We start from the raw sequence: 12,676 nt of genomic DNA, 5'->3' as shown, positions 1-12,676 counted from the left end.
CAGCCGGTGGAGACCCCGGAACCATAGCAAGCGCTCGATGCGCAGATAGTGAACCAACGCCGCGATGCGGTGTAAGTTCGGCTTTGTCTGCCATGGATTGGAGGGAGAATCCCAACCGCACTTCCGGCAATGATGGTGTGCCTCTTCAGTAACCCCCGCTGATGGAAAGCAGGGAGAGAACAAAAAGGCCCGCACCGTCGTTGCTTCAGGCGTCCTCGCATTTTCCGGTTGGCCGGAATAGCGACTGGAGGGGTTAATTCCAGGTACCTTACCGATTTCCTCACCAATTCGAGGGTTCGGCGGACACCCATGGGCACGTGCGACTTTGGGCTGAGTGGGAAATAAGAATATTCGCCTTCATAATCAAGCGATTTTTTGATCTTGGGGCTAAAAAAATTATTGAACAAGACGAGCCAATTTGTTCAACATTCCGAAACAGCCTGAGGGGTGCCATGGATACCTTGACCCGCATACGCGCCTTCATCGATGTCGTCGAGGCCGAAGGCTTCTCCGCTGCGGCACGGCGCACCGGCCGCTCGAAGGCGCTGCTCTCCAAATATGTGCGCGAGTTGGAGGACGAGCTCGGTGCGCTGCTGCTCAACCGCACCACCCGTCAGTTCTCGATGACCGAGGCCGGCCATACCTATTACCGCACCGCCTCCGATATCCTGAAGGAGATCGACAACCTCGCCGATCTCGTGCGTGAAAACAATGCGCAACTCAAGGGACGGCTGCGCATCTCGGTGCCGCGCACCTTTGTCGATGCCGATGTCGGCCAGTCGCTGATCGACTTCGCCAAGGAGAACCCGGACCTTTCGCTGGAGATCGCCGCCGACGACCGGTTCGTCGATCTGATCGAGGAAGGTTTCGACGTGGCGATCCGCATCACCAAGCTCGAAGATTCCGGCATGATCGCCCGCAAGATCTCGGATTTCCGCATCCATATCTGCGCTACCCCTGAATTTCTCGAGCGCTATCCCGATCTCGATCACCCGGCGGCCCTTTCCAGCGTCCCCTTCATCGTCGATACCAATGCGCGCACCCAGGCGAGCATCCGCTTCCACAATCCCGACAACACCTCGTTCGCAGTTGCCGTTTCCGGACCGATAGAGGTGAACAGCCCGCATGCGACATTACGCGCAGCACTGGCCGGCATCGGCGTAGCCTTCATCCCGGATTTCATCGCCCGCAAGCCAATCGAGAGCGGCGAACTGGTGACCCTGTTCAACGATTACATCCCCACCGACCGCGGCATCTATGCCGTTTACCCACACCGGCGCTACCTGCCGGCCAAGGTGAGGATTTTCGTCGATTACCTGCACAACTGGTTCAAGAAGCACCCATGATGCGACAACAGGTTCCATGTTGATCCACATGGCTGAGACGATCGGACGGCGACGATCGGGGAACCGCCAGTGAAGCCTGTCCCAATTCCGTCCCAATTTCTGGCAAGAAGTCAGGGTCACCGAACAGAGCAGCGGAATAGATGAAACATTCAACGATACTGATGGCGGCGCTTCTTTCGCTGGCGCCGGCCGCCGCCTTTGCCCATCCGCACATCTTCGTGGAAGCGCGCCTCGAAGTCGTGGCCGGCAAGGACGGCAGTGTCGAGGAGCTGCGCAATGTCTGGCGCTTCGACGAGGTCTTTTCGTCCTCCGTCGTCATGGATTTCGACAAGAACACCGACCTGAAGCTGGAGCCGAACGAGCTCGCGGAGGTCGGAAAGACGGTGAAGCAGTCGCTTGCCGACTACGATTACTACATGAACCTGACGATCAACGGGAAGAACATCACCGTCCAGAAGCCTGACATCATCCATGTCGACTACAAGGAAGGTCAACTGCTGATGTTCTTTGCGGTGAAGCCGGTGGAGAAGATGCCACTCAAGGGCAGGCTCAGCTTCGGCGTCTATGACCCGACGCTCTATACCTCGATCGACTTTCCCACGGACGGTGAGCTCGCGATCGTCGGAGACGGCTTCAAGGCCTGCAAACATCAGGTAGTGCGGCCCGATGCCGACCAGGTGATATCGGAAAACAAACAGTCGCTGACGGACGCTTTCTTCAACGATCCCACCGGCACCAACATGTCCAAACTCTTCGCCACCCGGCTGGAGGTCACATGCTGACAAAACGCCTGCCCCTCATTTTTTCCGCAGTCGTCCTCGCGCTCCTAGCGGCGGCAAGTCTCGCCCATGCGCAATCTCCGCTTGGCATCGGCACGGCGGAGCCGAGCTTCCAGCCGACCGGCGGTCCGCTCGCACCGCTTTTGCTCTATGTGAATTATGAACAGCAGGCCTTCTACCGGGCGCTGACCGGCGCCTTAAAGGCGATGCGTCAAGACCCATGGCAACTGGCATCGCTGATCGGCCTGTCCTTCGCCTACGGCGTCTTCCATGCAGCCGGCCCGGGCCACGGCAAGGCGGTCATCTCCTCCTATATGATTGCCAACGAGATCGAGCTGAAGCGCGGCGTGATGATTTCCTTCATTTCGGCCTTCATCCAGGGCGTGGTGGCGGTAGCGCTGGTCGGCGGCGCCTGGTTGGTGTTGCGCGGCACCGGCATCACGCTGACGGCAGCGACCCACGCGATGGAGATCGCCAGCTTCATCATGGTCATCCTGTTCGGCGGCTGGCTGCTGTTTCGCAAACTGCGCTCGATAGCCGGCAATATGCCACGGCGCCGGCTGATGGCGACGCCTGCCGGCCCGGTCAGCATGATGCTCGACTGGAAGGATAATGCAGCCGAACGCCAGGCCTATGCCTTCAACGGCAAGGCGCAGGCTGTCGAAGCCGGCCACACCTTTGTTCCCGGCATGGTCTGCGAGACCTGCGGCAATGCCCACGTGCCCGACCCGGCCCTGCTCGGCGGCGATAAGTTCAGCGTCCGCGAGGCCTGGTCGGCAATCGTTGCCGTCGGTCTGCGCCCCTGTTCCGGCGCCTTGCTGATCATGACCTTCTCACTGCTGAACGGGCTCTATCTCGGCGGCGTGCTGTCGATCGTCGCCATGTCGCTCGGCACGGCGATTACCGTTTCCCTACTTGCCACACTTGCCGTCACTGCCAAGAGCGCGGCCGTCCGCCTCTCCGGACGCGGCTCGACCGCCTCGATCTGGGTCGGCAATGCCATCGAAATCCTCGGCGCCGTGCTCGTCATGCTGATGGGCGCCCTGCTGCTTGGGGCCTCGCTGCAGGGTTAAACCTATTTCCCCCGGCTGCGCTGGTAACGCGCCCGCAACCAGAAGACAGCGAAAAACGCCATGATCAGGCAGACGCCGACGACGATCGCCAACGTCGGCGAGAAGTTGCCGATCCACAGAACGATGGTCGGCAGGAAATAGATGACGAGGGCAGCGCTAAGCAGGATGATGCCGGCGGCGGTCGCCTGCGAGCGGCTTTCCGGGCTCATACGAGCCTTTCCTTTTCGAGATCGGCGCGGATATCCTGCAGGCGGCGGATCTGATCGCCCTCGGCGTCGAAATTCGCGGGGGAAAGCCATGCTTCGAAGGCATCGTTGATCACCGGCCATTCGGCATCGATCATCGAGAACCAGGCGGTGTCGCGGTTGCGATGCTTGGAGATCATGTGCTGGCGGAAGACCCCTTCGAAGCTGAAGCCGTAACGCGCGGCCGTCGTCTTGCTCGCCTCGTTCTTATTGTCGCATTTCCATTCGTAGCGGCGGTAGCCGAGATCCTCGAAGACGTGCTTGGCCATCAGGTAATGCGCCTCGGTCGAAAGCGGCGACCGCTTCATCTCGGCCCCGTGCGCCACTCCGCCGATCTCGACGACGCCGTTTGCCGGGTCGGCGCGCATGTAGTTCGCCATGCCGACAATCTTGCCGGTGGCGTTGTCGCGGAAGATATGGGTGAGCCAGCCGGACTTGGTATTGACGGTTTCCAGCCAGTTGGCGAAATCGTCGATACCGGAGAAATCGTCCTGCGCGAAATAGAGAAGCAGCGGGTTGATGCCCATGCCGCCGAGCCCGTCCCACAGCGCCTCGAGATGTTCCGCGCGCCGATAGGGCTCGACAGTGACAAAACGGCCCTTCAGCGTCACCGGCTTCGGCGCCGGGCAGCCGTTGAAATTTGCAAGATCGCGCATCTTCACTCCCCTTTTCGGAAGAGTGGATAGGCCAGCCGCCCGACAAAGGCAACCGGCCTAGATGTCACTGTGACAAGGTCACCTTGGCGGACGACACCGTCGCCTCGATATGGTCGACCAGCTGGTCGGCGAGGCCGAGGCGGCCGGCGAGCAGGTCGAGATAACCGCGCTCGGCGCGTGAATCCGGCTCGATGGTGAGCCGCGAGGCGGTGTAGAGCTCGACGCGCTGTTCTTCCGTCACCGCGGCGGCCACGAGCGCATCGATATCCGTCGGCGAGGCGAGTTCATGCTCGATGAAGGCCGCAGCCTCGCCGCTGACATCGGCGGCCTTGACCTTCTCCATGATGAGGGCGCGTTCGGCATCGTCGATATGGCCGTCGGCCTTGGCGGCGGCAATCATCGCGCGGATCAGCACCAGGGCGAATTCATTGCTGCCGGCAGGCGACGTCGGCCCGAAACCGGATTCGGCAGGCGGCGGCAGAAGCACCGGATTATTGGCCGACGGTGCATCGGAAGGGGCAGCGGGGGCCTGCCCGGCCTGGTAATTCTTGTAGGCTTGGTAACCGAGGCCGGCAATCGCGGCAAGACCGCCGATCGCCAGTGCATTGCCGGCAATACTGCGACCGGTCTTGGTGCCGAGGAGCGCGGCAGCAATGGCACTGGTCTTCATCGGATTGTTCCTGGCCGTCTGAACGGCATCACCCGCCCTGTCGCGGACCGAGCCGCCGAGACCCGGCACCTGCGAACCCAAGAACTGGTCAAGAAGCTTTTTTGCGTCGAACATTCCTCGTCATCTCCCTGTTGAAACTGGAGGAGTACATAGGTTTGCGACGGCTGAAATACAAACTTGGGGAGCGGGATTGAGCCATGAGGCTCACCCGCCCTTGCCGAAAATCAGGCCTTCAGCGCCGCCGCCTCTGCCGCGAGCTTGGTAATGCCGGCCCAGTCGCCGGCCGCGACCAGTTCCTTTGGCGCCACCCACGAGCCGCCGACGCAAATGACGTTCGGCAGCGAGAGATAATCATTGGCATTCTTCAGCGAAATACCGCCGGTCGGGCAAAACAGCGTGCCGGCAAGCGGCGAGGACAGCGCCTTGAGATAGGCGGCGCCACCAGCCTGCTCGGCCGGGAAGAATTTCAGCACCTGGTAGCCTTCTTCGCGCAGCGCCATGACTTCGCTGGCGGTCGCAGCGCCCGGAAGCAGCGGCACGTCGGAATCGGCGGCGGCATCGAGCAGTTCCTGCGTCGTGCCCGGGCTGACGATGAACTTCGAACCGGCCTCGACGGCGGCTTCCCAATGGGCGACATTAAGGATCGTGCCGGCGCCGACTTCGGCCCCCTCGACCTCTGCGGCGACGGCGCGCACGGCCTCGAGCGCCGCCGGCGTGCGCATGGTGATCTCGATCGCCTTCAGGCCGCCCGCGACGAGCGCACGGGCCAGCGGCACCGCCGTCTTCGCATCGTCGACGATCAAGACCGGAACGACAGGCTGGAGTTTCAGGATGGAAAGGAGCTTCTCTGTTTTCTCGCCCATGGTCGCGCGACCTCCTTGAAACGATTGAATTCGGACCCCGAATAACGCCCCCGCGGAACCTTGTCGAGATAAAACCGGACCGCATGCCGAGAAGGGTATGAAATGCGTGGAAATTGGGCTACCGTGCCGCAATCGTCACAAAAGGTTCACCGGTATGGCGAAAGAGATCGAGCGGAAGTTTCTTGTACGCAGCGATGGATGGCGTTCCGCCGTCGAGACGAAGTCTGTCCTCAGGCAGGGTTATATTGCCTCGATGGACGACCGCTCCGTCCGGGTGCGCATCCTCGACGGCAGGAAGGCGAAACTGACGATCAAGATCGGCCGCAGCGCCATCACCCGTGACGAATTCGAATATGACATCCCCATCGCCGATGCCGAAGAGCTGTTGCAGAACGCGATCGGCGTCGTCATCGAGAAGACGCGCTATCGCGTTCCGCATGAGGACTTCGTCTGGGAAGTCGACGTCTTCACCGGCGAGCACCGCGGACTGGTGATCGCCGAGGTGGAAATGACGGCGGAGACCGATGATCCGCCCCTGCCTACCTGGCTCGGCCGCGAAGTGACCGGCGATTTCCGCTATTCCAATCAGGCCCTTGCCACAGAATACGGGCACGACAGGCATGGCCTATCGCATTCGGCCTGACGCCGATTTCACCAAGGCATTCCGCAGCGTCGCGACGGAGCAGCTGGAACGCGCCGTCACTATCCTTGAGGAGCGCCCGGACGGCGCGCATGAGGCGATCCATTCTTTCCGCAAGAACCTGAAACGACTGCGCTCGCTCTACCGCCTCGTGGCCCGCGAGGTGCCGGATTTTCAGGCCAAGGAAAATGCGAGGCTGCGCGATACCGCACGCTCGCTTTCGGCGATCCGCGACGCTGCCGCCCTCATCGGCACCGCGGAATATCTGCAGCACGCAGCCCGCGGAAAAGAGGAGAGCGAGGCGCTCGGCCGCATCGTCACCATTCTCGAAGGACGCCGTGACTGGATGGTGCAGGCCGAAAGCGGCCTGGAACAGCGGCTCGCGGAAACCTCCGACGTTCTGAAGGAAGCGATCACCGCCCTGGATGCCGTCTCCTTTGATGGCGGCCACCGCAAGAATGCCCGCATGCTGGCAAAGAGCTGGCGACGCACGGCGCGGAAGGCCAAGACCGCGCTTGCGGCTTGCCATGGCGAGGCAACGGCCGACGTTTTCCACGATCTGCGCAAACGCACCTACGACTATCGGCTCTACCATGCGCTTTTGCGTGACGTCTGGCCGGGCGCGATGAAGGCCAAGCGCTATGCGGCCAAGGAACTTGTCGAGGATCTCGGCCACATCCACGATCTCACCGTGCTCTCCGAACTGGTCGAGGCCGAACCGCAGCTCTTCACCCGCAATGACGACCTGGCGCATCTGCTCGACATCATCATCTTCCGCCAGCAGGAAGAGCGTCGGCAAGCGCTGGTCAAAGCCGAAGCGGTCTTCGCCGATGATGCCGACGAGGAAGCCCAGCGCATCGAGCTTCTCTGGTTGATGACTGGAAACTGAGAGAAGGCCGCCACTGGCGAAGGCAATTGCGCGGCCCGCCGATTTTCTGTATTTCCCGCCCATGACCGACAGCCCGACACACACCAGCCCGTTCCTCGTGGCCGCACTCTACCATTTCGTTTCCGTGCCGCACTTTGCCGGCCTGCAGGCGCCGTTGCAGACGCTTTGCGAGGAGAACGGCGTCAAGGGAACGCTGCTTCTGGCGCATGAAGGCATCAACGGCACGATCGCAGGCCCGGATGCCGGCATTCACGCCGTGCTCGCTTTCCTGCGCGCCCAGCCGGAATTTTCGGGCCTGGAGCACAAGGAAAGCCGCGCCTCGAAAATGCCCTTCCTGCGCATGAAGGTGAAGCTGAAGAAGGAAATCGTCACCATGGGCGTCGAAGATATCGACCCCAACAAGGTGGTCGGCACCTATGTGGCTGCCAAGGACTGGAACGCGCTGATTTCCGACCCCGACACCATCGTCATCGACACCCGCAACGACTACGAGACGGCGATCGGAACCTTCCGCGGCGCGCTCGACCCGAAGACCAAGAGCTTCCGTGAGTTTCCGGAATGGGTGCGTCAGAATCCCGGTCTGCACAACAAGCCAAAGGTCGCCATGTACTGCACCGGCGGCATACGCTGCGAGAAGGCCACCGCCTTCATGAAGGCTGAAGGCTTCGACGAGGTCTATCATCTGAAGGGCGGCATCCTGAAATATCTGGAGGAAGTGCCGCAGGAGGAGAGCCTCTGGGATGGCGCCTGCTTCGTCTTCGACGAGCGCGTGTCCGTCGAGCACGGTTTGAAGGAAGGCGAACACCGGCTCTGCCACGCCTGCCGCAACCCGATCACCGCCGAGGAAATCACCTCGCCGCTTTACGAGGAAGGCGTTTCCTGCAGCCACTGCTACCACATGCGTACGGAGGAAGACCGGCTGCGTTACCGTCAGCGTCAGCATCAGATCGCCCTGGCGAAAAAGCGCGGCCAGCGACATATCGGCAGCTGAGCCGGAATTCTGATTGGCCTGAGGATCAGGCTGCCGGTCGAGCTGCGCCGACGTGGCGCCGGGCCGCAGGCTCCGCTTTGCGTCGCTCCTGCAGCATCTCGGTGATAAGGTCCGATGTCACAGGCTTTCCGAACCAATAGCCCTGAAGGCAGTCACAGCCGAAGAGGCGCATGGCGATCGCCTGCTCCTCGGTCTCGATACCTTCGGCCGTCACCGGAATATCGAGCGAACGGGCAAGTGCTACCGTCGCCTGCAGCATCTCGCGCTGGCGTTTGTCGTTGACACCCATGACCAGCGAGCGGTCGATCTTGATGCGGTCGAAGCCGAACTGCCTGAGATAACCGATCGAGGAGAAACCGGAACCGAAATCGTCGAGCGCCACCTTGACCCCCAGCCCCTTCAGCCGTTCGATCGACTGGCGGGTGCGCTGCGGATTCTGGATCATGTAGCCTTCGGTGATCTCGAGCGTGATGCGGTCGGCCTCGATCTCCGTCTGTTTCAGCACGTAGCGCACATAGTCGGTAAAGGCGGGATTGCGGAACTGGCCGGGCGAGACGTTAACCGAGACATTGAGTTCCGGCCATTGCTTGGCCGTCTCGCAGGCCTTGCGCAGTACGAACAGGCCGAGCGATTCGATGAGACCGCTGGTCTCGGCAATCGGGATGAACAGCTCGGGCGAAACAGGACCATGGCCCGGGCGGTTCCAGCGCACCAGAGCCTCGACGCCGGTCATCGCATGTGTGCTCGCATCGATCAGCGGCTGGTAGGCGAGCGTCAGGTCGCCGCTTTCGATCGCCATCCGGAGATCGAGCTCCAGCGCATTACGCTGCTCCCGATCCGCATCCATCGACGGATCATAGAGCATCATCCGCGCGCGGCCGGCCTCCTTCGCTTTGTACATGGCAAGATCGGAGCGGCGCACCAGCTCTTCGCGCCCGACCGCACCCAAAGGCGACATGGCGATGCCGATACTGGCTCCGACGACGACCACGCGGCGGCCGATCTCTAGCGGCTCGACCAGAAAATCGAGGATCTGTTCGGCAAGCTGCAGGGCGGCGGCATTCTCGCCGTCGGAGAGAAAGGCGATCGCAAATTCATCGCCGCCGATGCGCGCGAGAACCGCACCCTGCGGAATGAGCACAGCGAGCCCGGCCGCGACCGCACGGATCAGCTGGTCACCGGTGCCGTGGCCATAACTGTCATTGACTTCCTTGAAGCCATCAAGATCAAGATAGAGGAGCAGCACGTTGCGCTTGGCCTGGCATGCCTCGACGACAAAGCGATCGACGGCGAGCCCGAGACCATCGCGGTTGGAAAGACCGCTCAACCTGTCGCGCAACGCCTCCTCGCGGGCGCTGCCTTCCTCTGCCCTCAGGCGGCGGCCGGCAAGCCAGCCGATGACCAGCAGCACTACGAAGAACAATCCGACGAGGCCGAGAGCCTGGATGACCATCGGCCGCACCTGAGCATAGGCGATATCGCCGGGTGAACGCGAGGTCCAGACGAGCTTGCCGAGCGTTGCCCCCGTCGGATCGACGATCGGTACGCGATAGTCGGCAGCAAAACTCGGCGGCGCCAGCCTCAGCCCGCCGATGACATAGGTCTGGCCGAGCGCGGTCACTCTGTCGTCATCGAGATGGCGGGCGAAAACAAGATAGCGGCGCTGGCCGACGGGCGCATCCAGCGCACCGGACTTTTCCCGCACCAATGCCACGCCGACAGCGGCAATGCCGCGTTTGGTGGTGACGAAGCCGACCGCTTGAGGACGATCGGCCGGGCCGGCCGCCTTCACCCTGTCGAGCAGGACCCAGAGCGACGGCGCGAAGAAATCCGTGAGCGGCTCCTCCATCGGTTTGCCGTCGCGATAGGTCATGATCGCCTTCTTCTCGCCATCGATGACGATCGCCACGTCAAACAGCGAGCTATTGACCGACATCTCGCCGTAATTGCTCACCGTCCAGGCCATACCGTCCGGCGCGTAGACGTTGGCGGCGGCATCGTCCCAGGCGGCATAATCGTCGAGCGTCGCGCCGAGCTGATCCTCGAATGTCTTCACCGCGCCGATCGTCGTTTCGCGCGAGCGCTCGTCATCGAGGAGATTGGCGTTTTCGGTCACGCGTTCGAGTGCCGTCAGCACCATGACGGTGACGACGGCGACGATGACCGCGAAGGAGAAAAGTACGCCGGTGACGGTAATGTGACGGCCTATTCCCGATCCCTTGCTCTGCGACTTTCCGACTGCCTGCATAACAGCTCCCTGACCGGTGCACTTTGCCAGCCAAGGGTTCAAAAACGTTTAAACAACCGCCTGTTGCACGTGTCTGACGATCGATTTTTGTCCGTGCCGCCGGTGGTCGCGAAATTGACGGCAAGCAGCGTCAGCTTGCCGTGCCGCCGGACGGGCAAGTTCAAAAGGCGCCTGGATCAAGTGCCCGCTGGAGTAATTGCGCTAACCCGCTTTGTGATTGCCCTTCGGGAACTGAGCCGCCAGTTCGCGATACCACTTGCCGCTCTTCTTTACCGTGCGTAACTGCGTCTGATAATCGACATGGACGAGGCCGAAGCGCATGCGGTAGCCTTCCGCCCATTCGAAATTGTCCATCAGGCTCCAGGCGAAATAGCCGCGCAGGGGATAGCCGTCCTTGACGAGGCCGGCCACGATGTCGAGGTGATCGCCGAGATAGTCGAGGCGCATCACGTCGTCGACCTCGCCGTCGACGACATCGGTATTGTCGCAGGCGCCGTTCTCGGTGATGTAGCATTCCGGCAGGTCGTAGCGCCGGTAGAGGTCCTCGACCGAGAGCTTCAGGCCCGGCGCATAGATTTCCCAGCCGATATCGGTCTTGACGTCGCTTGCCGGCGGCGCTTCCACCGTCCAGGGGAAATCGCCCTTGCGTTCGGCATCGTCGGTGACCCGCTCGGGCTTATAATAGTTCAGGCCCCACCAGTCGAGTTTCTGGCTGATGAGTTTCAGATCGCCATCCTCGATGACGGGCATGCGATCGCCGAGCGCTTCGACGAATTCCTTGGGATACTCGCCCTTGAAGACGGGGTCGAAGAAAGCGCCGTTGTGGAACTGATGCGCTCGCTCGGTGGCGGCGCGATCGGCCGGGCTGTCGGAGCCGGAAATGATCGAGGCGGCATTGAGCACGAGGCCGACCGGCACATTGGGGGCTTCCGAGCGAATCGCCTCGACGCCGAGGCCGTGTGCCAGGTTCATGTAATGCATGGCGTGAAGGGCGGCCTGCATGTTGCGCTCGCCCGGAGCATGGATGCCGTAGAGGTGGCTGAGCCAGACGATGCACCAGGGCTCGTTGAAGGTGGCGACACTGTCAAGGCGATCCCCCAAGCGGTTCATCACCGTCTTGGCGTAGCGCTGATAGGCGTAGGCGGTCGAGCGCGCAGTCCAGCCGCCCTCGCCGGCGAGCAGCAGAGGTAGGTCCCAATGGTAGAGTGTCGCGAAGGTCTTGATGCCCCGCGCCTTGCAGCCGTCAACCAGCCGGTCGTAGAAATCGAGGCCGGCCTCGTTTACCGGACCCGTACCGTCGGGGATAATGCGCGGCCAGGCGATCGAGAACCTGTAGGCTTCGACACCCATCTCCTTGATGAGATCGAGGTCCTGCTCCAGGCGATTGTAGTGGTCGCAGGCAACGTCGCCGTTATCGCGATTATGGACGCGGCCGGGCATATTGCAGAAAGCATCCCAGATGGATGGCTTGCGGCCATCGGCCTTGCTGGCGCCTTCGATCTGGAAGGCGGCGGTGGCAACGCCGAAAGTGAAGTCGCCGGGAAAGCGCTCCGCGAGTTTCTTCGGATCGATCATCTGCAAATCCTATCTCTCAGGTTCAGCCGTTTGCGCCGGATTTAGCCAAGCCCGAGTGCAAAGTACAGGCTGGCGGCGAGAAAATCTGCAACGTTGCAGGAGGAAAAACAGAACAGCTGCAACGCCGCTCCCTATCCGGGCAACCACCCTCATAACGGCATTGTCAGCAGTCGTGACTTGGCCGTTGAGACGGAGATCCTTACACGGGAAATGGAATCACAAATGTGAAAGGAATCCAATGCTCTCTTCGTTCCATTCGCTGCAGCCTCATCTGCTGAGCCTGTTGCGCATCGTCTCGTCACTCGTGCTTTTCAGCTACGGAACACAGAAAATCCTGCATTTTCCGGCTGCGGCAAGCGTGCCGCCCGCGGGCTCGCTTTCCTGGATTGCCGGGCTGCTCGAACTCACCTTCGGCTTCCTGGTCCTGGTGGGATTCCAGACTCGTATCGCAGCCTTCGTGCTCTCGGGCCTGATGGCCTTCGCCTATTTCATCGGGCACGCGTCAAAGGGCATCTATCCTGCGCAGAACGGCGGCGTCGCGGCGATCCTGTTCTGCTTCGTGTTTCTTTATCTGGTGGCGGCAGGTGCCGGACCGTTGAGCGTCGACAATCTGCTGAAGCGCGGGCGCACTGCTACTGCCTGACCAAATAAACAAAATGCCGAGACGGCTTGACCCCGCCTCGGCGCTTTCATGGCGCAAT

General features: G+C 61.6%; 13 protein-coding genes. 7 read left to right on the top strand and 6 right to left on the bottom strand.

Annotated features, from left to right (window positions below; translation table 11 throughout):
- The first annotated feature begins 452 nt into the window (after positions 1-452).
- The 3 genes from RWJ89_RS25545 to RWJ89_RS25535 all read left to right on the top strand — a co-directional run bounded on the left by RWJ89_RS25545 (position 453) and on the right by RWJ89_RS25535 (position 3,198).
- Positions 453-1,346, top strand: a complete 894-nt coding sequence (locus RWJ89_RS25545; RefSeq protein ID WP_077979456.1) for a LysR family transcriptional regulator — start codon at positions 453-455, stop codon at positions 1,344-1,346.
- 140 nt (positions 1,347-1,486) lie between these two features.
- Positions 1,487-2,128, top strand: coding sequence for a DUF1007 family protein (locus RWJ89_RS25540; RefSeq protein WP_065281302.1), 642 nt, complete (start codon positions 1,487-1,489; stop codon positions 2,126-2,128).
- Positions 2,122-3,198 (top strand): nickel/cobalt transporter, encoded by a 1,077-nt coding sequence (locus RWJ89_RS25535; protein WP_168258647.1) that lies wholly within the window; start codon positions 2,122-2,124, stop codon positions 3,196-3,198. Before RWJ89_RS25540 ends, RWJ89_RS25535 begins: the two co-directional genes overlap by 7 nt.
- Before the next feature lie 2 nt (positions 3,199-3,200).
- Here RWJ89_RS25535 and RWJ89_RS25530 read toward each other — a convergent pair whose 3' ends face one another.
- From RWJ89_RS25530 to RWJ89_RS25515, 4 genes are all read right to left on the bottom strand, one after another.
- Positions 3,201-3,407 (bottom strand): hypothetical protein, encoded by a 207-nt coding sequence (locus tag RWJ89_RS25530; RefSeq protein WP_017962148.1) that lies wholly within the window; start codon positions 3,405-3,407, stop codon positions 3,201-3,203.
- Positions 3,404-4,099: a GNAT family N-acetyltransferase gene (locus RWJ89_RS25525; protein WP_132612374.1), complete on the bottom strand. Its 696-nt coding sequence runs from the start codon at positions 4,097-4,099 to the stop codon at positions 3,404-3,406. The genes RWJ89_RS25530 and RWJ89_RS25525 overlap by 4 nt, the downstream gene beginning before the upstream one ends.
- A 64-nt stretch (positions 4,100-4,163) precedes the next feature.
- Positions 4,164-4,883, bottom strand: coding sequence for a tellurite resistance TerB family protein (locus RWJ89_RS25520; RefSeq protein ID WP_132612376.1), 720 nt, complete (start codon positions 4,881-4,883; stop codon positions 4,164-4,166).
- A 110-nt stretch (positions 4,884-4,993) separates the two neighbouring features.
- Entirely contained in the window at positions 4,994-5,632 is a 639-nt protein-coding gene (locus RWJ89_RS25515) for a 2-dehydro-3-deoxy-phosphogluconate aldolase (RefSeq protein WP_003543005.1), read from the bottom strand.
- A 154-nt stretch (positions 5,633-5,786) separates the two neighbouring features.
- Here RWJ89_RS25515 and RWJ89_RS25510 point away from each other — a divergent pair, with 154 nt between their 5' ends.
- From RWJ89_RS25510 to trhO, 3 genes are all read left to right on the top strand, one after another.
- Positions 5,787-6,275, top strand: coding sequence for a CYTH domain-containing protein (locus RWJ89_RS25510; RefSeq protein WP_168258644.1), 489 nt, complete (start codon positions 5,787-5,789; stop codon positions 6,273-6,275).
- Positions 6,253-7,161 carry a CHAD domain-containing protein gene (locus RWJ89_RS25505; protein ID WP_132612378.1) on the top strand — a complete coding sequence of 303 codons (909 nt, stop codon included), beginning with the start codon at positions 6,253-6,255 and terminating at the stop codon, positions 7,159-7,161. Before RWJ89_RS25510 ends, RWJ89_RS25505 begins: the two co-directional genes overlap by 23 nt.
- Positions 7,162-7,222: 61 nt before the next feature.
- Complete coding sequence (gene trhO / locus RWJ89_RS25500) at positions 7,223-8,152, top strand: oxygen-dependent tRNA uridine(34) hydroxylase TrhO (RefSeq protein ID WP_168258643.1); 930 nt, start codon at positions 7,223-7,225, stop codon at positions 8,150-8,152.
- A gap of 25 nt (positions 8,153-8,177) precedes the next feature.
- Here the strand turns inward: trhO and RWJ89_RS25495 are convergent, their stop codons facing one another.
- On the bottom strand, positions 8,178-10,400 hold the full coding sequence (locus RWJ89_RS25495; RefSeq protein ID WP_168258642.1) for a putative bifunctional diguanylate cyclase/phosphodiesterase: 2,223 nt from the start codon (positions 10,398-10,400) through the stop codon (positions 8,178-8,180).
- Positions 10,401-10,601: 201 nt separating this feature from the next.
- Positions 10,602-11,975, bottom strand: coding sequence for a GH1 family beta-glucosidase (locus RWJ89_RS25490; protein ID WP_132612384.1), 1,374 nt, complete (start codon positions 11,973-11,975; stop codon positions 10,602-10,604).
- A 238-nt stretch (positions 11,976-12,213) separates the two neighbouring features.
- Here RWJ89_RS25490 and RWJ89_RS25485 point away from each other — a divergent pair, with 238 nt between their 5' ends.
- The gene (locus RWJ89_RS25485; protein ID WP_077979448.1) at positions 12,214-12,618 is read left to right on the top strand and encodes a DoxX family protein; all 405 of its coding nucleotides are present in this window, start codon (positions 12,214-12,216) and stop codon (positions 12,616-12,618) included.
- Positions 12,619-12,676 lie beyond the last annotated feature (58 nt).

It is taken from the genome of Rhizobium sp. 10PS4 (assembly GCF_032464805.1).
Classification (GTDB): domain Bacteria; phylum Pseudomonadota; class Alphaproteobacteria; order Rhizobiales; family Rhizobiaceae; genus Rhizobium; species Rhizobium laguerreae.
This window is presented reverse-complemented; position numbering and strand designations above follow the sequence as displayed.

Excerpts from the sequence above, each read along its gene's own strand:
- RWJ89_RS25545 (WP_077979456.1), top strand. The coding sequence starts at position 453 with ATGGATACCTTGACCCGCATACGCGCCTTCATCGATGTCGTCGAGGCC.
- RWJ89_RS25540 (WP_065281302.1), top strand. The coding sequence starts at position 1,487 with ATGAAACATTCAACGATACTGATGGCGGCGCTTCTTTCGCTGGCGCCG.
- RWJ89_RS25535 (WP_168258647.1), top strand. The coding sequence starts at position 2,122 with ATGCTGACAAAACGCCTGCCCCTCATTTTTTCCGCAGTCGTCCTCGCG.
- RWJ89_RS25530 (WP_017962148.1), bottom strand. The coding sequence starts at position 3,407 with ATGAGCCCGGAAAGCCGCTCGCAGGCGACCGCCGCCGGCATCATCCTG.
- RWJ89_RS25525 (WP_132612374.1), bottom strand. The coding sequence starts at position 4,099 with ATGCGCGATCTTGCAAATTTCAACGGCTGCCCGGCGCCGAAGCCGGTG.
- RWJ89_RS25520 (WP_132612376.1), bottom strand. The coding sequence starts at position 4,883 with ATGTTCGACGCAAAAAAGCTTCTTGACCAGTTCTTGGGTTCGCAGGTG.
- RWJ89_RS25515 (WP_003543005.1), bottom strand. The coding sequence starts at position 5,632 with ATGGGCGAGAAAACAGAGAAGCTCCTTTCCATCCTGAAACTCCAGCCT.
- RWJ89_RS25510 (WP_168258644.1), top strand. The coding sequence starts at position 5,787 with ATGGCGAAAGAGATCGAGCGGAAGTTTCTTGTACGCAGCGATGGATGG.
- RWJ89_RS25505 (WP_132612378.1), top strand. The coding sequence starts at position 6,253 with ATGGCCTATCGCATTCGGCCTGACGCCGATTTCACCAAGGCATTCCGC.
- trhO (WP_168258643.1), top strand. The coding sequence starts at position 7,223 with ATGACCGACAGCCCGACACACACCAGCCCGTTCCTCGTGGCCGCACTC.
- RWJ89_RS25495 (WP_168258642.1), bottom strand. The coding sequence starts at position 10,400 with ATGCAGGCAGTCGGAAAGTCGCAGAGCAAGGGATCGGGAATAGGCCGT.
- RWJ89_RS25490 (WP_132612384.1), bottom strand. The coding sequence starts at position 11,975 with ATGATCGATCCGAAGAAACTCGCGGAGCGCTTTCCCGGCGACTTCACT.
- RWJ89_RS25485 (WP_077979448.1), top strand. The coding sequence starts at position 12,214 with ATGCTCTCTTCGTTCCATTCGCTGCAGCCTCATCTGCTGAGCCTGTTG.